The organism is Pseudomonas lyxosi, from assembly GCF_047758685.1.
Classification (GTDB): Bacteria; Pseudomonadota; Gammaproteobacteria; order Pseudomonadales; family Pseudomonadaceae; genus Aquipseudomonas; species Aquipseudomonas lyxosi.
Map to the genome: position 1 here is coordinate 5,389,987 of NZ_CP180481.1, position 19,837 is coordinate 5,409,823.

The window sequence follows — 19,837 nt, forward strand, 5'->3', positions numbered from 1 at the left end:
ACCCATCACTTGATGAAGGCGTTAACGGCGTAAAAACCGGTCTGTTTTTTACTTCTCCCGGTGATCTGATGCGCAGACGCAGCTCTTCCTGAGCAGGAATTTCAACACTCCTTGATGTGGTCCCACAATTGAGCAATTTGCTCGGCGCTGGATGCCTTGACCCGGGCCAGGTCGACGGGATAGTCGACGCTCTCATTCTCGGAAAACCGTGTAGCGGTGAATTGGCCATTACTGGCTCGCAGAATGTAACCGGTGTCCTGACACAGCTCCGAAGCCAGGAAAATCACACCGGGAGCCACCCACTGAGGCTTCAGATTGTCCGGTTCCCCGGTCACGCCCCACATTCTGGTTTTGGCAACGGGCGATACCGCATTGACCAGGATGCCATCGGTCGCGCCTTCCATGCTCAGCGCGTTCATGATGCCCAGTTGCGCCATCTTGCCAGCCGCATAAGCCACCAGGCCTGGCTGAGCATATTGTTGATACATCGCCCGATCTGAAGAGGTCAGCACCACGCGCGCAGCCGCAGATTGCCGGAGGTATTTCCAGGCATGCTTGCACAACCAGATGGGCGTATAGATATTGATATCCACCGCGCGCTCGATAAATGACAACTCGGCCTCTTCAATCGATTGATAACCGACCCAACCGGCGTTGTGAATCACGATATCGAGTTGGCTGTAGGCCTCGATGGCCGTCTCGATCAATTGCCGACAACCGTGCTCGTCAGCCAGGTCACCGTGGTGACCGACAACGCTGTAACCTTCGGACTGAAGCGTTCGTGCAGCATCGAGGGCAATGGACGTATCCGCACCTTCGCCGATATTGTCCGAGCCGATATCACTGATCACGACATTGGCGCCCAGCCTTGCCAATTCCCGTGCGTAGATGAAACCCAGGCCTCGGCCAGCGCCGGTTACAATCGCAGTCTTTCCTGTAAAGTTCATTGATTCCCCCTCTTGATTGCCACCTCACCTTAACAATGAACAACTGGCTTGTTTAATACTAATGAGGGGCGAAGTTGATACCTGGCTCATATCAAATCAATGTCTGGAGCAAGCTCGCAGCACTGATCAATTCAAATGAAGGAACGGAAGAATGATCGAAACCCGACTGCTCAGGCAGTTCATCGCCGTGGCTGAAGAATTGCATTTTCACAAAGCCGCGATTCGCCTGCACATGGCCCAGCCGCCCCTGAGTCAGGCCATCAATCGCCTGGAAGACAAATTGGGTTTCAGCCTGTTCACGCGTAATAAGCGCGGGGTAAAGGCGCCCTGGCCGAACAGGTTCGCTAGAGCGCCAGGTTGTAGTCCTTGAGTCAAGCGTTACAGCACGAAGCCTGTCGCAGATGAAGCGGATATCAAAACCAGGTTTCCATCTGTATGCCGTACTGCCATACACCTCCGGCGTTGAAGTCCGACTTGCCGAAGTTGTCTGTGGAACTATATCTGTCCAGGTCCGAAGACCAATTCATGAGGCTTGCGAATACTCGCAATTCGGGACGTGTGAGCAGGTCTCCAACGTCAGGTTTGAATGTCGGGGCGATAGTGAATTTCCAGAAGTTGCCGTCGACCGCATTACGTTGTAGATAACCCTTGGGGTCGAGGTTCATGGTTTGCCAGCTCAACTCGTAGGCCATCTCGAAATTGCTGTTGATTTCATTGGCCAAACGCACGTTCAGTGTCATCCAGCGGTAGTCATCACCTTTGACGTATCGATCCTTGCTCTGTTCGGCCAGCAAACTGGGGCCGACTCGCCAACCAGACGCAAGGGGTGTCTCGCCATAAAGCGCCAGCCGCAGAGCGCGGGCGTCGTCGATCAGTTCGCCATCCGAGCCAATGTTTTTGACTTCTGCTCCCAGACCTTGCCCATAGAGCAGTGCCGTTTTGAAGAAGCCTTCCCTGCCGAAAAAGTCTTTCTGGTGATTGGCCAGCATGCTGTGCAAGCCGGAATCCGCGGGCGTCAGGCCCGCTTCATTGGTGCGGGTGCCGATGTCGTTTTTCTTTGAGCCAATACCATTGAACATCCACTGCCACTGACCACTGTCGAAGAACTGGTTGGAGGTCAGGATGTAGCTTTCCACATCGGCATTGACACCGCCCTCACTGAAATCCCCGTAGTTACGCCCGATCAAGGAGTAATTCGAGCGCCAATCCTTGTTCATCTGCACATCGTAGATACCTCCCCCGGTGCCAGCCAGAAAGACGACGTCCGAGTCCAGCCAGTGGATATCGAAATTGTCCCTGTCGAATCGCTTGCCTGCCCACAACGTGGAGTTTTCGAACACCGAGCTCCCCTTGAAGGCGGCGAGATGATCGAGCTCGGTGAATACCTGACGCACGTTCAGATTGCTTTCGTCGGCCGTCCAGTCATTGGAACTTTCCACACCATCGGCGATGGAAACCGTGAATTTGGAACGGGTGCCGTTCTGCGCATAGGCTTCTTTCGACAGGTCGATGCGCATGTAGGTGTCGTCTTCATTGCCGAGTCGCCCGACGGCGCCACCGACTGACCCGGCCGGGGTTGTATAGGGACCGCCACGCCCACCCCCCAGCCCATCGTTGATCAGTAATCCGGAGCGAGCGTAACCCTTGAAGCTGAACCCGTCAGTGAGGTGTCCTCCGGTACCGCCCTGCTTTTCCATGCTTTGCTGACGCGCTTCGAGTTTTGCCAGCCGGGTGTCCAAAGTGGGCCCCACAATGGCTGTCGCAGTGGACGCGGCGGGGTGCAATGCGGGAGCGGCGAGTTTGATCTGCTGCAATTCCCTGGCGAGTGCCTGGGTTTGCTGTTCGGCTGCGGCTGCACGCTTTTCCGCGGCGCTGGCACGGGCTTCAAACGCGGCCATGCGTTCTTCCAGAGTCGCGGCCTGAGAGGTCGCCGCCGAGGTGCCGAGCACGCCTGCGAGTAGCCAGCTTGATGCTTTCTGCATGTGGATTTCCCTGTTTTGTTTTTATTGTTTTGTTCCCGCGACCGGCCTTTTTTTCCTTAGGTATGAATTGTCAAAATCGACGAAAAAAAGGATGCCTCATCGCAAATACGCTGCTACATTTGGCGATGTTAACGTTAACTTTTCTAAAAACAAAAATAAAGAGGGCTTTATGAAACAGCTGAAATCTCTCCTTCCAGCAGCGCTGCTCACCCTCTGCGCCGGGCTTCCATCCCTCTCGAGCGCAGCCGATTTAACGATCTCGTGCGGTGCGGTAGGTGCGGAATTGCAACTCTGCAAGGAGGCTGTCGAGGCGTGGTCGAAACAGACTGGCAACAACGTCGAGGTGGTTTCCACGCCTAACTCGGCAACCGAGCGGTTGTCGTTCTACCAACAGATTCTCAGTGCGCAATCCAGCGACATCGACATCATTCAAATAGATATGGTGTGGCCGGGGATGCTGGCCAAACATCTGATGGATCTGCGCGAGGTGCTTCCCGCCAACCCGACCCAAGGCTACTTCCAGGCACAGGTGGATAACGCCACGGTGAACGGACGGCTGGTGACGATGCCGTGGTTCACCGACTCGGGTCTGCTGTACTACCGCAAGGACTTGCTCGAGAAGTACAACCAGCAGGTGCCACAGACCTGGGAAGAAATGACCGCTACCGCCAAGAGTATTCAACAGGCCGAGCGCACTGCCGGGAATCCCAATGCATGGGGTTACGTATTTCAGGGGCGCGCCTACGAGGGCCTGACGTGCAATGCGCTGGAGTGGATCAGCAGCCAACCGGAAGGCGGACTGGTCAATTCACGAGGCGACATCGTGGTCAACAATCAGGCCTCAAGAACAGCTTTGACCCTGGCGAAAAGCTGGGTCGGAGACATCTCCCCGCGGGGCGTGCTCAATTACACCGAGGAAGAAGGACGTGGCGTATTCCAGTCGGGAAATGCGTTGTTCATGCGTAATTGGCCTTATGTCTGGGCCCTGGTGCAAAGCCAGGACAGTGCCGTAAAAGACAAGGTCGGGGTCGCTCCCCTGCCCCGCGGCGGCGAGACCGGCAGCCATGCCTCCACCCTCGGTGGCTGGGGCCTGGCGGTATCGCGTTACAGCGCCCATCCAAAACTTGCCGCAGAGCTGGTGAGCTACTTGACCAGTGCCCAAGAGCAAAAACGTCGTTCCCTGATAGGCGCCTATAACCCGGTTATCGAGTCGCTGTATCAAGATCCCGAATTGCTCGCGGCAATGCCTTATTACAGTCAGCTGCACAGCATTCTCAACGATGGAGTGATGCGTCCCGCCTCCATCACTGCCGATCGCTATCCACGGGTCTCCAATGCGTTCTTCGATCGAGTGCATGGCGTGCTGGCGGGCGAGTTACCTGTCGATCAGGCGCTGGCCGAACTGGAAAGCGAACTCACGCGCATCAAACGCCGGAACTGGTAAGCCACAAGGAAGGAAATCACCATGTCTGTCTCTGCTACTTCTACCCCCTATGACGAGCACCTAATCACCCGGGAAACACCTGTACAGCGTCGCCGAGTACGCGCTGCCTGGTTGTTTCTGACTCCGATGTTGCTGTGTCTGGCCCTGGTGGCCGCCTGGCCGCTACTTCGCACATTCTGGTTCAGCCTGACCGACGCCAACCTGGCGGATACCGGTGGCGGAACCTTCATTGGCTTGAGCAATTACCTGTTCCACAACGGTACCAGTTGGTCGGGCATCCTGGTCGATCCGCAATGGTGGAACGCTGTGCGCAACACCTTGCATTTCACCGTGGTGTCCGTGGGACTGGAAGTCGTACTGGGGCTGCTGGTGGCGTTGTTGTTGAACATCAAGTTCACCGGTCGTTCCCTGGTGCGTGCGTTGATTCTGATTCCTTGGGCGATTCCTACCATTGTCTCGGCGAAGATCTGGTCATGGATGCTTAACGACCAGTTCGGCATCATCAATCATATGATGCTGAGCCTCGGCCTGATTGACGCGCCCCTGGCCTGGACGGCGGATGCGGACCTGTCGATGTGGGCGGTGATTATCGTCGACGTCTGGAAGACCGTCCCTTTTGTCACGCTGCTGATGCTGGCGGCTTTGCAGATGTTGCCGAGTGATTGTTACGAAGCCGCCAGGGTCGATGGCATTCACCCGCTGAAGGTGTTCTGGCGTGTCACGCTCCCCCTACTGATGCCCGCATTGTTGGTGGCGGCGATCTTCCGCATCCTCGATTCCCTGCGGGTATTCGACGTCATCTATGTGCTGACCTCGAACTCTTCGAGCACCATGAGTATGTCGGTGTATGCCCGCCAGCATCTGGTGGAGTTCCAGGACGTTGGTTACGGCAGCGCGGCCTCGACGCTGCTGTTTCTGGTCGTTGCGGTGATCGCCATGCTTTATCTCTACCTCGGACGCCGTCAACTGGAGGTCCGGTCATGAGCCCCCGCCTACTGAAAAAAGCGCTGTTGCGCCTCGGATTCTGGTGTCTGATCGGGGTGTTGCTGCTGTATGCGGTCTTCCCTTTCTACTACGCCATCGTGACTTCGCTGAAGCCGTCCAGCGCCTTGTTCGAGGTGAGCTACTGGATCGATAACCCCGACTTCTCCAATTACGCGGCGGTACTCCATCAAGCCTCATTCCTGCGGGCTATCGGCAACTCGCTGGTAGTTGCACTGTGCGTGGTGACGCTGGCGCTGTTCCTCAGCCTGACCGCTGCCTATGCCTTGGGTCGGGTGAAGTTTCGTGGGCGTGGCACGGTCTTGATGATGGTCCTTGGCGTGTCGATGTTTCCCCAGGTCGCGGTGCTGTCGGGGCTGTTCGAAGTGATCCGCGCCCTGGGCCTGTACAACACGTCCTGGGCATTGATCCTGAGCTACACGATTTTCACCCTGCCCTTCACCGTCTGGGTGCTGACCACCTTCATGGGGCAACTGCCCCATGAACTGGAAGAAGCGGCAATCATGGATGGCGCGTCCCCATGGGTCACGCTGACCCGCGTGCTGTTGCCCCTGCTCTGGCCCGCACTGGTCACCACTGGTTTATTAGCCTTCATCGCAGCGTGGAACGAGTTCCTGTTTGCCCTGACCTTCACCCTCACCGACACACAACGCACGGTGCCAGTCGCCATCGCCTTGATTTCCGGCGGCAGCCCCCATGAGTTGCCTTGGGGACTGCTTATGGCCGCATCGGTGCTGGTCACCGTCCCGTTGGTGATTCTGGTGCTGATCTTCCAGCGCCGCATCGTTTCCGGTCTCACTGCCGGCGCGTTAAAGGGTTGATGCCCGACAATTACAAGGAACAGCATCGTGATCAAATTGAAGCTAGACAATGTGAACAAACAGTTGGGCGGCATGCGGATTCTTCGCGACGTCAGCCTGGAAATCGCAACGGGTGAATTCGTGGTGTTCGTCGGCCCTTCGGGCTGCGGAAAATCGACCCTGCTGCGGCTGATCGCCGGACTGGATTCGATCTGCGGCGGTGACCTGCTGATCGACGGGCGTCGGGTCAACGACCTGGAACCGCGCGAGCGTGGCGTCGGCATGGTGTTTCAGTCTTATGCGCTGTACCCGCACATGAGCGTCTACGACAACATCAGTTTTGGTCTCAAACTGGCCAAGACTGAAAAGACCAGCATGCGCGAGCGCGTGCTGAAAACTGCGCAGATCCTGCAATTGGACAAACTGCTGCAACGCAAGCCAAAGGAACTGTCTGGAGGACAGCGTCAGCGTGTAGCAATGGGCAGAGCTATGGCACGGGAGCCGGACATTTTGTTGTTCGATGAGCCGCTCTCCAATCTGGATGCATCGTTGCGGGTGCAGATGCGCAATGAAATCGCCCGGCTGCATGATCGACTGGGCTCGACCATGATCTACGTCACCCACGATCAAGTGGAAGCGATGACCCTGGCCGACAAAATTGTCGTGCTCAATGGCGGTCGCGTGGAGCAGGTCGGCTCACCGCGCGAACTTTATGAACGCCCAGCGAGCCGCTTTGTTGCCGGCTTTCTTGGTTCGCCCAGAATGAACTTTCTGGCGGCGCGCCTGCATGCCTCAGGCAAAACCAGTCTGGTCGATTGCCCCGTATTGGGTATGACCTCCCTGCCCTTTGACAGCTCGAACCTGGCAGCGGACGCGCAGTTGAGCCTGGGGATTCGCCCGGAACACGTGTCGCTCAAGGCGGCAGACGGAACCGCCGGCGTCGTCGTGACAGTGGTCGAATACCTGGGCAGCGAAACCTATGTGCACCTCGATACAGGTCAGGACGAGCCACTGATCTGTCGTTGTGAGGTTAACGCCGGATGGCAGGTGGGTGATCGGGTCGAACTGCAACTGGAGATCGGCAATCTGCACTTGTTCGACGCCGACGGCGCGGCCCTGGAGCGCCACCCACAAGCCATTGAAAACCCGCCAAATGACGTCTCTCTGCGCTCAGTCCGAGCACGCGCCTTATGACCTTGTCTTTGAATACTATGAGCGATCCAACGTCTTCTTCTCTTGACCTTGCGCAGCATGCACTGAGTGACGGCCTGTCTCGCGTCATCCAAGATTATCGACCCGGTTATCATATTGCTCCCCCGGCAGGCTGGATGAACGACCCTAACGGGGTGGTGTACTTTCGTGGCGAATATCACGTGTTTTATCAGCATTACCCCTTCGAAGCGAAATGGGGGCCTATGTATTGGGGGCACGCCAAAAGTGCTGATCTGGTTCATTGGCAGCACCTGCCCATTGCGCTGGCACCCGGCGATGACTTCGACCGTGACGGCTGTTTTTCCGGTAGCGCGGTGGTGTGTGGAGATACCCTGGCGCTGATCTACACGGGGCACACTTGGCTGGGGGACGTGGGTGACGAGCGCTCGATCCGTCAAGTTCAGTGCCTGGCCACCAGTGTCGACGGCGTCCGGTTCGTCAAGCATGGCGCCGTCATCGAGACCGCGCCGCAAGACACGATCATGCACTTTCGTGACCCCAAGGTATGGAAGGAGGATGACTACTGGTTCCTGATTGCCGGCGCACGTCTGGACGATATGCCGCTGCTTCCGCTGTACCGTTCCACGGATCTGCATACTTGGGAGTTCCTTGATTATGTGTCCAGCGGCAGCGAGGGCGATGGCTATATGTGGGAGTGCCCGGATCTGTTTCGACTGAACGGCCGCGATGTGCTGCTGTACTCCCCCCAGGGCATGCAACCCCAAGGTTACGAACGGCTCAACAAGTACCAGACCGGTTATCGAGTGGGCCGACTCGACAGCGAGTGGCACTTCACCGGCGGGCCTTTTATCGAACTGGATAACGGCCACGATTTCTATGCCGCGCAAACGCTCCTGGCCGCCGATGGTCGGCGCCTTGTGTGGGCGTGGCTCGACATGTGGGAAAGCCCTATGCCGAGCCAGGCCCATCACTGGTGCGGCATGCTCGGTTTGCCGCGCGAACTTGAACTGTGCGCAGATCGTCTTTGTGTGTTTCCGGCACGGGAACTCACCGCTCTGCGCAAGACGCTATTGCCGGGTACGCTCTGGTGGGATGAAGCGGGAACCCGGTGGGTGCCGGAAGTGAATGGAGATATGCTCGAAATCCATGTGCATCTGGATTTGCTCGGCTGCACCGACGGCCACCTGGGAATCGCCTTGCGTTGCAGCGAAAATGGCCAGGAAGAAACCCTGCTCTACTACGATGCGTCACTACAGCGTCTGGTGCTTGACCGTAACCGCTCGGGTGCGCAAGTCACCGGTCAGCGCAGCGTGGCGATAGACCCGACACAAGGGCAACTGGAACTGCGTGTGTTTCTCGATCGTTCGTCCATCGAGGTGTTCGACGAAAACGGGCGATTCAGCCTCAGCAGTCGCGTCTATCCGCTGCCCGACAGTCTGGGTGTGAAGCTTCTTGCAAGCGGGAGTGGCGGGCGTGTCTCGATTCCCAGGGCATGGCCTCTCGCCTCGGGATGGCTATGAGCAGCCTCATTCGAGTCGCGAGAAGCGCGGGCGATGTGTCATGATTCTGCGTCAACCTGACCGGCCTCGCCTCGCATGACTTCAGTGAAAGACGTTGCACAGCTGGCCGGCGTGTCCCTGATGACGGTTTCTCGAGCGCTCAACAACCCGGAAAAACTGAGCCCCGAAACCCTTCTGCGGGTGCGTCGCGCCATTGATGAACTGCAATTCGTACCGAGCCTGTCGGCGCGCAGGATGCGCGGCGACAACCTCCAGTCGCGAACCATCGGTGTGTTCGCTCTGGACACCGCGACCACACCGTTCGCGGTCGAGTTGCTGCTGTCCATCGAACAGACCGCGCAGCAGGCGGGCTGGAATGTGTTCATCCTTAACCTGTTGAGCAACCCGCCCACCGACCAGAACATCGACCTGATGTTGTCGCACCGTCCCGACGGGTTGATCTTCAGCGCCATGGGATTTCGCCAGGTGTGCATTCCCGAACGCTTGAAGAGCAAACCACTGGTACTCGCCAATTGCCTGGCCGATGACAGTCGCCTGGTCAGTTATGTGCCAGACGACGAAAAGGGGCAGTATCGAGCCGTACATCACGCGTTAAGCAAAGGCTATCGGCGCCCGCTGTGTATCAATCTGCCAAAACAGAGTCTGGCCTGGGACCTGCGACAAAAAGGCCTGCAACGTGCCTGTGAGGCATTCGGACTGGCGCCAGAATCACTCCTGCAATACGACCTTTCCGATCATGACGCCTACGGTGAAACCGCAGCCATCCTCGACCGGCACATCATTGAGGGTCGCCCCCAATTCGACATTCTGATCTGTGGCAACGACCGCATTGCCTTCTGTGCCTATCAGCTGTTGTTGGGCCGGGGCCTGAAAATCCCCGACGATGTCGCCGTGCTCGGCTATGACAACATGATCGGCATCGCCGAACTGTTCATCCCGCCGCTGACCACAGTGCAACTGCCGTACTACGAGATCGGTCGCAATGCTGCCCGGCACCTGATCGAGGCCCTCGAGGCATCGGGAGCCCAGCCAGTCGATTGTCCATTGGTGGACAGGGCGTCGCTATGACAGATTGCGCCAGAAAATCCCGATGACCCAGGCAGGACATTTCCGGCTGCCTCGGCTCACTGTCGTAGCAGTCTTGGATGGCCTCTATGAGAACAATGGGCAAGAAAGCCCTAGCTGCGATCTGCCGTATTTTTCAAGTAGGTTGAGTCGATAGCTTCGGATCGATAGCCGTCAATCTGCGGAGGCCGCTTACGACCCAAGGTAGTGTCAGCACCCGCCCGCAGTTGAAGACTAGAACGCACCCTCTGACGGCCATTCCAGTTAGCATTGAGCCATTGTTTTCCGTCGGGGCTCTCGGCATAGAGCACGCACTTCACGCTCGAATCCGATCATCAATATTATTGTGTTTGACCACGTTGTGTAGAAAGCCCGCGACCACGGCGACGTTGGCCTTTCTAATCGTTCAAAGGCGACCCTGTCGTAGGCAATGAGAATAGCCAGGGGAAAATCTATTCTTTCCGATTCGCTCAATTGACCGCGGCTACCCGCCATACGCCTGATGCAGGTATAGCGGAAATCGGTTTACGGTAATCACATGCTGAAACGCCCATCTTCAGCCCGTTGAGACGAGTCACTCGACTTTTGAAGCTCGGGATGAGGATGGTTTGACTGACTTCATTAGACGTCAGCGATTCGTAATCGATGAGGAAAAGCCTGTCCTGCAGGTAGTACGCAAGGCCTTTGTACCGAGAGCGATCAAGATCATCGACCCCCGGGATACTGGACTGTAAACGCTCATGACGTTCATAAACGAAACAGTCGTCACTCTCCCGCATATGCACCAGCGAGCACGCGATGAAACCTGGATCCGACATTGCGTAGTAGTACCCCAGTAACGCCCGCATATGTGGTGATGATTGCTGTTGAAGATGTTCAATCGCTCGCTGCGCTGGAGTCAGTTCCAGAGACGTGCTTGACCGTTGGACCGGGCGCCTATTAGGTTGACGAACTGCTCTACGCAACGCCGCACGCCAGATGTCATCCGCACGCTTGATGCCCCATCCGATGGCCTTTAATTGCCCAGAAGGCAACGTAAGCGTTAAACAAGAAAACCCCAACCAGCGAGTGAGTTGAGGGGGCTTGGGCATTCCACTTACCAGGACCTTGGACGCCTGCCCTGCTCAGTCAACGGCTATCAACCCGTTGGAAGCAATGTTTAGAGACGCACAGGTGGAACCCAACCATTTCACCAGGCGAGAACTCTGAAAAGCTCCCTGATTCATTGGAACATCCCGCTATACCAGCACTGCAAAATGGCAGTTGCTGCCTTCGTCCGAGTCATGCAGGTTCAGTCCTTGTACCAATCCAAATCCAGGCATACACCAGCGCCATCACTTGGCCGGTATCGCATATCACGTACTGGCACTGGCAGGTTGGGTTCGATATCGACGGCCTTCACGCGACGAAAGGCCACTCAACTCGGACGCGTAGAGATATACAAATGAGTGGGGAATTAGCTGATTACCGCGCCATTGGGACCACTGGCAATCAGGCTGGCACCGCAGGTGGTTTTCATGCCGTGCAGTGCGATGGGAGTTCCGTCGACTGTGTAGGTGCTACTGCCCTCGGCGATGGGAAAAACTCCTTTGCACAGAGGGCAACTGACCTTATGGCCGACACCGGCAATGGGTTTGCCATTGAGGTCGGTTTGAGAGAATGCTTCTAGCACCACCCCACCATGACTGGTGGAGTCGCCTAGGCGAATGATGTCTTTCACTGTGTTCATCCTTAATCAGAGGTGATATCCATCACGCTAGGCGCTCGCCGATCACGACAGTAACCATCAACTATCTAGCCACCAGTTCAAAAGCGTATCGTCGTCATCATCGTCGAAATTTTTGTAAATGTTCGCGTAATACCACTGAATGCCGGTTTTTTCGCGGAACCTATCGAAAAAATTATTGATTTTATCCATCCCGTTTTTTGCAGGGACGGCTAACGATAAATTGCCTCCAAATATGCCGTCCAACGTCCCATTCAATTCACGAATGACGTCGTTTTCGAGTGCTGAAATATCTTCCGGAGGAATGTAGTCGGCGTAAATCTGAATACAGAAATTGCCACCTCGTTTCAAAACTTGCGCAGGCGCATTTTTATTTTTGATTGAAACAACATCTCCTCGCGCCAGATTCAGCGCGAGACCAGGTGAGGAGAGTAATTCGTAAGTATCCTGATCAATCTGACGAACAGGCAGTTCCTCAAAAACCGGGCCGTCGTCATCTGCCACATACACCTCAATCAGAAGAGGTGATTGTTTATCGTCCATAGGGTGCTCCACAGCTTCCACGTTCAACACACGACATCCCTTCTTTTACGTAACCACTATTCCCTGCGCTAAGGTTACACGATGCCCCTTCAAGATCCACGTTGACGTCTGCCAGGTTCCCCCCTTTTGAGGTCGGCACATTCTTGTGGCCAAGGTGCATATCATCTGGGTTCGTAGAGGTATGCCCACACCGCCAGCATTTGTAGACCCCTACAGGCTTACTTTTCTTGAACAACCTTTTACGGCAAGCGGTTTGCCCTGTTCGATCACCCCCACCTACTTTACTCGCGGCGATATCCTTTGGAGTTGCCCCGGCACCATCCTTGAGTGCGTATTTTGAGGGTGGCTTCTTCGCCAAACCAAGCGGGTCAATCCACTGAGTCGGATTGGGAGCGTATTGGTAGAGGTTGATACCACCTGCATACCCAACAGGATCTTTGGAGATAAAGCGTCCAGTTTCTGGGTCGTAGTACCGGTACCGGTTGTAGTGCAGGCCCGTTTCAGAGTCGTGATACTGCCCTTGAAACCGGATCGGATTGGTCAATCCGTGTTGCAGCGCCAATGCTGAGCGTTGTTCGCGAACTCCGCCCCACGCTTTGTACTGAGCACTCCAGATAATTTCGCCATGCTGATCAGTTAGCTCTAGAGGCGTGCCCAAGTGGTCGCACTGATACCAGGCCAAGACATCAAACGGTTGTGCGGTGACGGCATGGTTCCACAGCGGATCGTCGTCCAAGCTGTAATCGCCGCTGTACTCGGGCTGTCCTGGTAGATGAATCGCTTTATGCCGAAGTGCTTGAGCCACCGGCACGAAGGTGCCTGGCTCAAAGATATAGTGTACGGTGCGTCCCGCATCACCATCCAACTGAGCCGGGCTGCTCTCCCAAGCCAGGTTGTCGCCGTCCCAACCATACAAAGTCAAACCGCAGCCAAACTCGCGCTGTTTGCGGGCGTGCTCGTTCCGGTTCCACTGAGAACCAGCCTCAGGGCGCTGTTTGTAATGTGCACTGGAGTTCTTGTGCAGGCGTCGGCCTAAAGCGTCATAGGAGTAATCCACCGCCAGGCGAGCATCTTCAAAATGCACCAGACGGTCGAACAGGTCCCACTGCATTTCACTGTGGCTGCCATTGTGCCAGCGCTGGACTTGGTTACCGCATTCGTCGTACTTGTAGTGGGTGCCTGCGTACTCACGCAGTAAGTTGTCGACCAATTTGTTGCGCGGCAAATCCTGATCCAGCGGTCGTCGGACTTCTGTGTTCTTGTCATCCAGCAGATTGCTGGCTGGGTCGAAGGCGAAGGTTTCAATGCCGAGGCGACTGGTGGTGCTGAGCAGTCGTCCCACCGGATCATAACGGTAGGCTAACGGACCGCGACGACTGTCGTTGAGACCGGTTAACTGGCCAGCTGCGTCGTAGGTGTATTCACGCTTGAGCAATATGGACTTGTCATCGCTACGCCCAAGCAGTTGTTCCTGCAGGCGCCCCGCCGGATCCCACTTTTGCGTTTGCAGCAGTCGATTGCCCTGGTGGCGAGCCACCTCGCGGTGCAGATCGTCACGCTCGTAGCCGATCAGGTCATGCTCATCCAGTCGCAACCCTAGCAAGTGCCCGCTGCCGTAAGTCAGCGAGCTGACGCGATGACCGTCCGGACGGATAGTGGCGATGCACTGGTTGAGCACATCGTATTCGTGCCGCCAGACCGCAACCATCGGTTTTTCCAGCCCCAGATAGTGTTGGTGCTCGCGCACCAGGTTCCCTACCGGATCATAAAACCACTGCAACCGGCTCTGCTCGTTGGTGGCGAGCACCATATTGCCGTTGCCGTCGTAGGCGAAAGTTTCGCTCTGCGACCTGTCCCTTAAACTGGCGCGACGTTCGATCAACCGACCCATGGGGTCGAAGCTCACCGCGATGATACGCTCACCATTTGAGGTACTGGCCAATCGACCAGACTCAGGATCGTATTGATAGCGAGTGGTGCGTCCATCAAAGCCGGTTTCTTCCAGTAGTCGGCCGACTGGATCGTAATGGAACCGAGTGTGCTGCTCGTTTTCGTTTTCCAGTGCCAATAATCGGCCGAGGCGGTCCCAGCGATAGCGCAGGGTTTGTTCGGCGGCATCCACCCTTTCGGCAATCAAACCGGCAGCGGTGTAGCTCCAGGTGGTGCAACGATCCAGGCCATCGACGTGGGCCAACAGCCGACCCTCGGCATCACGTTCGAAGCGCTCCTCGGTCTTGTCCGGGTGTTTGATCAACACCAACTGCCCGGCCTTGTATTGGTATTCAGTGCCCTGCCCTGCAGGGTCGGTGAAGCAGATCATCTGCCCCAGTTCGTTATATTCCCAGGCGCTGGTCTTGCCCGAGCAATCGACGTATTCCACCAACTGACCGGCATCGTTGTAGTCCAGGGCCTTTTCGTTGCCGTTCGCGTCCTTGATAGCGATCGGCAGGCCGGCCTTGTTGTACGCGTACTCGGTTTTGTTACCCAGCGGGTCGACCGCTTCGACCAGATTGCCGTGATCGTCGTAAGCACGCTGCCATTGCCCACCCTCGGCATCGCTGATCTTGATCAGTTGATCCTGGTCGTCATAGGCGTAATGGGCCACGCTTCCATCAGGGCTTATATGTTCAAGTAGGTTGCCACGCTCATCGTAGCTATAGCGATTGGTGCCGCCATCTGTGCGAACGTGGCGGATCACGTTCTTGGCATCATCACGGAAGAACCATTCCGTACGCTCGTCGGGGTAGCGAATACGGTATGTGTAGCCAAGTATGTCGTAGTAGTGCCAAGTCTCGTTGCCGTGGGCGTCAGTGACGTAAGTGAGGCGGATATTCTCGTCCCACTCCAAACGAGTGTCGAAGCTGCCGTCGTCAGCCCATTCGCGCACCGCTTTGGCGTCAGCACCATGGCCTTGCCATTCCAGATTCATGCCTCGGCCAGTTCGGTCGGTGTAGCGAGTAATCAGGTGATGCTGGTACTGATACGACCAGGCCGCTCCATTCTCATCCTGCCCCTGGATGAGGTCGCCATAGGCGTCGTACTCATAGGCACATAGTTGGCGCTGCGGTACGCCGTCGCGAATGTCCCAGAGGCCGATCAACCGACCGTGATCGTCGATCATTGTGCCGAGGTGCAGATGGACTTTGGTGATTTCATCCTGATAGGTGATCAGGTCCGAGAGCACCGACAATTCGCCGTGACGATGTTCGTAATGCAGCATGATCCCGGCGCCGTTGCGCAGTACCACGCCGGTCAGCAGATAGCGCTGACCCCGGCGCACATAAGTTTCCTTACGTTCGAAGCCAAAGCAGACTAACAACTGGTCTTCGCTGGTGCGCACCAGAGTCAGGTTCTCGATGGCGTCATAATGGAGCAGGCCGACCTTCGGCAATGGGTAGTCGCTACTGCGGCCGTCGGCACCATAAAACACTAGGCCATCACCCTGACAGTCAAAACGGGTGGTGAACTCAGTCACCCAGCGTGCGCCGAGCTCGCTGTTATCGAAAGCATCGAAGCGTGAGCTATAGGTGCGCGTCCATTCGACGGGAAATGGTCCGGGCAGACTGAAATCGGTGTGGCTGAGGTTCTCCGACCCCAATGCAAAACTGATGCTATTGCACGTGCCGGTGCACGTGGCGTTTTTCTCTCCATTGGCTGCATTCGTTGCCGGCGCTTGACGACTAGTGGCCTCCAGCCGACCTTCACCAGCCTTGTGCTGTGCTTGACTAGTTGCTGCGGGCTTAACACTCGCACCCTGCCCATGGGATCGACGCTTGCGCCAGGTGGCAACAGCGCCGCCCAGCATCTGCAACAACCAGCCAATGGAATGCCGAGTACCTGGGTCTCCCAGCTTGCTCAGCTGTTTATTGATCTCCGGGCCCATCGTGCGCAGTGGACCGGTGTGGCTCAGTACCAGTTTTTTGGCTTGATCGGGCAGCAGATGTTTCGCCGCGCTGTTGGCCATGCCCTTGCCGACAGCCTTGTAGGCACTGTAAGTGGCGCCGAGAAAATTACTGATGGCGGCCTTGGGATCACTCAATAACTGACCGCCGGCCGCCGTTATTTTTCTACTGGCCGCCTGAGCGTCACCCTTTGTATCCAGGCTGCCCTTGACCACCGCCTCCAGTCCCGTGGCGATCTCGTCGACGACTTGTTCACCGAGCTTGCCGGCATCCGAAAGAATGCCCGACAGTTTGCCTTGCGCCTGCTTTACGAAGTCATCCAGGGTACCAATGATGGTCGCGTTGAGGTGCCCGACCAACACCTCAATCATTGAATCACCTAACAGCATTTTGGCGCTGTTACGCAGTTCCTGACGCACTAGGAATAGCGTCGGACGCAGACTCATCCGAGCCGCCGCCATGGTCGGTGGTGCCGGTAAAACCCCAATCAGGTTGATGCCCAGACTGACCCAGTCAAGCAACTCTCGTTGTTTGCTTTTAGTCAGCGTGACGATGTCGCCCAAGGCATCGACCAGCGCCATGATGTTGCCGATCACGGGCAAGCCACCGGCAACGTTTTTCAAACGTTCGAGGGTGACCACGCCGCCACTGATGGACTGCAGCCACGCATCGAATACCGCCGCACCGCGTCCGACATCCTTGATGTCGATGGTGTTGAGCGGGACGACCGCCACCTGGGGTTCACGTTTTACAACAGCAGCTTCCGTCGTCATGAGAGCATCTCACCCGCCAACAGGCCCGGGGTTTTAAAGGAAGTCTTGGGAGGTGTCACGGCCGGCAGACTCGGCAACTTGCCGCTCTTGCTCGCCGCGCCGAGGATGCTCGACGCACTCGGCATGGCCGCACTGGCAAGCTTCGGCAATCCAGCCACCCCACCCTGCACCGCGCCTTTGACTTGTTGTGCGTTTTGCATTGCGCCTTGGGCGGTTTGCACGGCGTTCATACCGGTCTGGGCCAGACTTTTGCCTTTCTCCAGCACGTCCCAGTTCTTGCTCGGCAAGGCCTGTGCGACCATGGCTTGCACCTGGCTTGGCACGTCATCGGCGCCCGGTGGGTTCAGCGGCCATTCCGGTTTGCCGATGTAGCTGCCGTCGCTCCAGGTGTCCGCCGGATCCTTGCCGAACAGCACGCGAGCCGGGCCCGGTGCGGCGCCGGAGACGCTGGCAAAGCCCTTCGCATCGAGCTTGCCCTTGATGCTCTTGCCCAGAGCGTCGATGACTTCATAATCGCCTTCCTTGATGCCCTGACGCCCGGCGTACTGGTTGAACAGTTCGAGGTTGCCCTTGCCCGGTTTCGGCTGTTCGGGGAACACGCCCGCGAGACTTTTCGCCCCGGTATAGGCGAAGTTCGCCGCGTGCGCGGTATACGGCCCGGTGGTGGCGTGGGTAATGCCGCCGGCGTTGTAAGTGGTGGCGCTGCCGCCGCCCTGAATCACCAGTTCGGTTTTGGCAGTAATGGTGATGCGATCGGCGTTGGCGGTGATGTTGAGCTTGGCCAGCAGGTTGATGCTGTCCTTCAGCGCGCGTACGTCGATGTCGCCGGAAGCGGCGACCAGTCGCCAGCCCATGCTTTGCACGAACAGGCGCATGCCGCGACTGGCGCTGGCGAGGAAGCGCTTGCCGATCGACAAACTGGTGTGGCCGGTGCTGCTCAAGGCCAGGTGTTCACCGGTGGCGATGTGGCTGGAGCGCGGGGTGCTCAGGGCAATGCCGGCGGGACTGGCGAGTACCAGATGCGGCTCGGTGAATTCCGGAAACTCGTTGGCGCTCATGTTCGCCGGGCCGCTGCCCAGAATGCCTTGATGCTGTGCGTGTAGAGCCTTGGCCACGTCATCCTGATCGCCCGCTTCCTGCGCCTGCACTTCACGAGCCTGCATGCCGAAGCCATCCTGCTGCTCGCTCGCGGTGGCCAGGCGTTCGGCGGTTTCCGGCAGGTCCTTGTGGTGCCTGGATTCGTTCGGTCGCGGTTCGGTGGTGATCAGCAAACCGGCGGCCGCACGCACCGCGCCATGGCGGTCAGTACGCAGCTCAAACCCTTCGCCGCGCGGCTGACCGCCGGACGGACGTGGATGGGTCAGATAACCGAGGTTGATCGCACTGGCGCCGTGGTCACTGCGCAGCGCGATGCTGATTTCGCTGGTGGTGTCGTCGATGCGCAGTTCGTTGGCGCGGCTGCCCTTGTATTCCTTGCTCTTGACCGTGGCCAGAGTCTTGAAGTCAGGCAGTTTGTACGGTGGCAAATTCACGCCGTGGTACAGGCAACCGGTGATCAAGGGCTGATCGGGATCGCCTTCAAGGAAGGTGATCAGCACTTCCATGCCGATGCGTGGCAGGTTGATCGAGCCAAAGTTCTGGCTGGCCCAGTTCGACGCCACACGCATCCAGCAACTGGTCTTGTCGTCGTGCTGGCCTTCGCGGTCCCAGAAGAACTGCACCTTCACCCGACCGTATTGATCGCAGAAAATCTCCTCGCCTTCGGGGCCGGTGACCACCGCGCTCTGGGTGCCGAGGACTTTGGGTTTCGGGTGATCGAGCGGCGGACGGTACGGCACGTCCCACGGGATCGCGCTGAAGCGGTTGCGATAGCCCTGGTGGAAATCGTCCTTCTGATCGGTAACGTCGCTGCTGATGACTTCTTCCAGCACCTGCGGTTGCTTGCCTTCGTGGAGGATTTCAGTCAGCAGCCAGAGGTCGTTCCACGCTGGATTGGCGTGCGCGGTCAGGGCGAGGAAATGCCCGGTGACCAGCAGCGGCTGATCGCCGGTGCCTTCGGCCAGGCGGTAGTCGCTGCGATGGCGTTCCAATGCGCGAGTGGCCAGGTGTTTGCCACGCTCGCGATCGACAAAACGGCCGGGGTAATCGTAATCCTCGAGGTCCGGTTTGGCCGCGCTTTTGGCGTCGCTTTCCAACTCGATTTTCGGTTTGGTGAAGTCGTAATCACGCCGGGTAGTGCGGCTGGTGCGGGTGGTCATGCGCAGGCCGAAGCGCTTGATCACCGCCTGATCGGCGACCAGCCCCGTGTCCTGCTGATAGGCCACCGGTGCCAGTTTCGGGAACACGGTCTGGTCGTCGCCGAACATCAGCAAATGGCCGCTGGCGCTGTGCTGGAAGTGGTAGTGAATCCCCTCCTCCTCGCACAGGCGCTGGACGAATTGCAGGTCGGATTCGTCGTACTGCACGCAGTAAATGCGCTCGGGGTACACCGCGTTGAGCTGGAACTTGTGCTCGCTGGCGAGGATGCCGTGCTCTTCCAGGACCTGGCTGATGATCTGCGGCACGGTCATCTGCTGGAAGATGCGCTGATTGACCCGATGCGCCAGGTACGCCAGTTGCGGACGCAGGGAAATCCGGTAGCGGGTCAGGCGCTTGCCGGCCTCGCCTTGGGCAATGCTGTAGACCAACCCATGAATGCCGGTGCCCGAGGGTGACAGCTGCAGAAAAGCCAGTTTGTGCAACACGCTTTCGAGGTTGATCGAGGCTTTTTCGCTGACCAGTTCCAGTTCGAACTCGAACGGCTGGTTGAGCGCTTCCCGGCCGGTGAAGGACAGCACCTGAAAATAGCTGTCCGCCCCATCGATGGTCAGGCTGAAATGGGTCTGATTGGCCGGTGCGAACATTCCTTGTTCCTCATGCGATGTTGCGGCACTCGTCGATGCCCGTTGGCGATCAACGAC

General features: G+C 57.5%; 13 protein-coding genes and 1 pseudogene. 7 read left to right on the forward strand and 7 right to left on the reverse strand.

From position 1 onward, the window contains the following. Positions 1-101 precede the first annotated feature (101 nt). Positions 102-947 carry an SDR family NAD(P)-dependent oxidoreductase gene (locus tag ACMXYI_RS24710; protein WP_415769484.1) on the reverse strand — a complete coding sequence of 282 codons (846 nt, stop codon included), beginning with the start codon at positions 945-947 and terminating at the stop codon, positions 102-104. Between the two features lie 151 nt (positions 948-1,098). Here ACMXYI_RS24710 and ACMXYI_RS24715 point away from each other — a divergent pair. After that, positions 1,099-1,269: pseudogene (locus ACMXYI_RS24715) on the forward strand (LysR family transcriptional regulator); the annotation flags it as partial. 91 nt (positions 1,270-1,360) lie between these two features. Here the strand turns inward: ACMXYI_RS24715 and ACMXYI_RS24720 are convergent. Further along, on the reverse strand, positions 1,361-2,929 hold the full coding sequence (locus tag ACMXYI_RS24720) for a carbohydrate porin (protein WP_415769485.1): 1,569 nt from the start codon (positions 2,927-2,929) through the stop codon (positions 1,361-1,363). 169 nt (positions 2,930-3,098) lie between these two features. On the opposite strand from ACMXYI_RS24720, the gene ACMXYI_RS24725 reads away from it, so the two are divergent. From ACMXYI_RS24725 to ACMXYI_RS24750, 6 genes are all read left to right on the forward strand, one after another. Further along, positions 3,099-4,373 carry an ABC transporter substrate-binding protein gene (locus ACMXYI_RS24725; protein ID WP_415769486.1) on the forward strand — a complete coding sequence of 425 codons (1,275 nt, stop codon included), beginning with the start codon at positions 3,099-3,101 and terminating at the stop codon, positions 4,371-4,373. Between the two features lie 21 nt (positions 4,374-4,394). Then, positions 4,395-5,357 (forward strand): carbohydrate ABC transporter permease, encoded by a 963-nt coding sequence (locus ACMXYI_RS24730; protein WP_415769487.1) that lies wholly within the window; start codon positions 4,395-4,397, stop codon positions 5,355-5,357. Continuing rightward, positions 5,354-6,196 (forward strand): carbohydrate ABC transporter permease, encoded by an 843-nt coding sequence (locus tag ACMXYI_RS24735; protein WP_046048665.1) that lies wholly within the window; start codon positions 5,354-5,356, stop codon positions 6,194-6,196. The genes ACMXYI_RS24730 and ACMXYI_RS24735 overlap by 4 nt, the downstream gene beginning before the upstream one ends. A 27-nt stretch (positions 6,197-6,223) precedes the next feature. Next, positions 6,224-7,369, forward strand: coding sequence for an ABC transporter ATP-binding protein (locus tag ACMXYI_RS24740; RefSeq protein ID WP_415769488.1), 1,146 nt, complete (start codon positions 6,224-6,226; stop codon positions 7,367-7,369). Continuing rightward, positions 7,366-8,868 (forward strand): glycoside hydrolase family 32 protein, encoded by a 1,503-nt coding sequence (locus tag ACMXYI_RS24745; RefSeq protein WP_415769489.1) that lies wholly within the window; start codon positions 7,366-7,368, stop codon positions 8,866-8,868. Before ACMXYI_RS24740 ends, ACMXYI_RS24745 begins: the two co-directional genes overlap by 4 nt. Before the next feature lie 75 nt (positions 8,869-8,943). After that, positions 8,944-9,936, forward strand: a complete 993-nt coding sequence (locus ACMXYI_RS24750) for a LacI family DNA-binding transcriptional regulator (RefSeq protein WP_415769490.1) — start codon at positions 8,944-8,946, stop codon at positions 9,934-9,936. Between the two features lie 467 nt (positions 9,937-10,403). Here the strand turns inward: ACMXYI_RS24750 and ACMXYI_RS24755 are convergent, their stop codons facing one another. The 5 genes from ACMXYI_RS24755 to ACMXYI_RS24775 all read right to left on the reverse strand — a co-directional run bounded on the left by ACMXYI_RS24755 (position 10,404) and on the right by ACMXYI_RS24775 (position 19,780). Further along, positions 10,404-11,024, reverse strand: coding sequence for a hypothetical protein (locus ACMXYI_RS24755; RefSeq protein WP_415769491.1), 621 nt, complete (start codon positions 11,022-11,024; stop codon positions 10,404-10,406). A 365-nt stretch (positions 11,025-11,389) separates the two neighbouring features. Beyond that, the gene (locus tag ACMXYI_RS24760; RefSeq protein ID WP_415769492.1) at positions 11,390-11,653 is read right to left on the reverse strand and encodes a PAAR domain-containing protein; all 264 of its coding nucleotides are present in this window, start codon (positions 11,651-11,653) and stop codon (positions 11,390-11,392) included. Positions 11,654-11,719: 66 nt separating this feature from the next. Beyond that, positions 11,720-12,202 (reverse strand): DUF4265 domain-containing protein, encoded by a 483-nt coding sequence (locus ACMXYI_RS24765; RefSeq protein ID WP_415769493.1) that lies wholly within the window; start codon positions 12,200-12,202, stop codon positions 11,720-11,722. Then, positions 12,192-16,877 carry an RHS repeat-associated core domain-containing protein gene (locus tag ACMXYI_RS24770; RefSeq protein WP_415769494.1) on the reverse strand — a complete coding sequence of 1,562 codons (4,686 nt, stop codon included), beginning with the start codon at positions 16,875-16,877 and terminating at the stop codon, positions 12,192-12,194. Before ACMXYI_RS24770 ends, ACMXYI_RS24765 begins: the two co-directional genes overlap by 11 nt. Further along, the gene (locus ACMXYI_RS24775; protein ID WP_415769495.1) at positions 16,874-19,780 is read right to left on the reverse strand and encodes a type VI secretion system tip protein VgrG; all 2,907 of its coding nucleotides are present in this window, start codon (positions 19,778-19,780) and stop codon (positions 16,874-16,876) included. Before ACMXYI_RS24775 ends, ACMXYI_RS24770 begins: the two co-directional genes overlap by 4 nt. Positions 19,781-19,837: the final 57 nt, after the last annotated feature.

Bases quoted from the DNA above. Each gene is read 5' to 3' on its own strand.
- ACMXYI_RS24710 (WP_415769484.1), bottom strand. From the start codon at position 947: ATGAACTTTACAGGAAAGACTGCGATTGTAACCGGCGCTGGCCGAGGC.
- ACMXYI_RS24720 (WP_415769485.1), bottom strand. From the start codon at position 2,929: ATGCAGAAAGCATCAAGCTGGCTACTCGCAGGCGTGCTCGGCACCTCG.
- ACMXYI_RS24725 (WP_415769486.1), top strand. From the start codon at position 3,099: ATGAAACAGCTGAAATCTCTCCTTCCAGCAGCGCTGCTCACCCTCTGC.
- ACMXYI_RS24730 (WP_415769487.1), top strand. From the start codon at position 4,395: ATGTCTGTCTCTGCTACTTCTACCCCCTATGACGAGCACCTAATCACC.
- ACMXYI_RS24735 (WP_046048665.1), top strand. From the start codon at position 5,354: ATGAGCCCCCGCCTACTGAAAAAAGCGCTGTTGCGCCTCGGATTCTGG.
- ACMXYI_RS24745 (WP_415769489.1), top strand. From the start codon at position 7,366: ATGACCTTGTCTTTGAATACTATGAGCGATCCAACGTCTTCTTCTCTT.
- ACMXYI_RS24750 (WP_415769490.1), top strand. From the start codon at position 8,944: ATGACTTCAGTGAAAGACGTTGCACAGCTGGCCGGCGTGTCCCTGATG.
- ACMXYI_RS24755 (WP_415769491.1), bottom strand. From the start codon at position 11,024: ATGCCCAAGCCCCCTCAACTCACTCGCTGGTTGGGGTTTTCTTGTTTA.
- ACMXYI_RS24765 (WP_415769493.1), bottom strand. From the start codon at position 12,202: ATGGACGATAAACAATCACCTCTTCTGATTGAGGTGTATGTGGCAGAT.
- ACMXYI_RS24770 (WP_415769494.1), bottom strand. From the start codon at position 16,877: ATGACGACGGAAGCTGCTGTTGTAAAACGTGAACCCCAGGTGGCGGTC.
- ACMXYI_RS24775 (WP_415769495.1), bottom strand. From the start codon at position 19,780: ATGTTCGCACCGGCCAATCAGACCCATTTCAGCCTGACCATCGATGGG.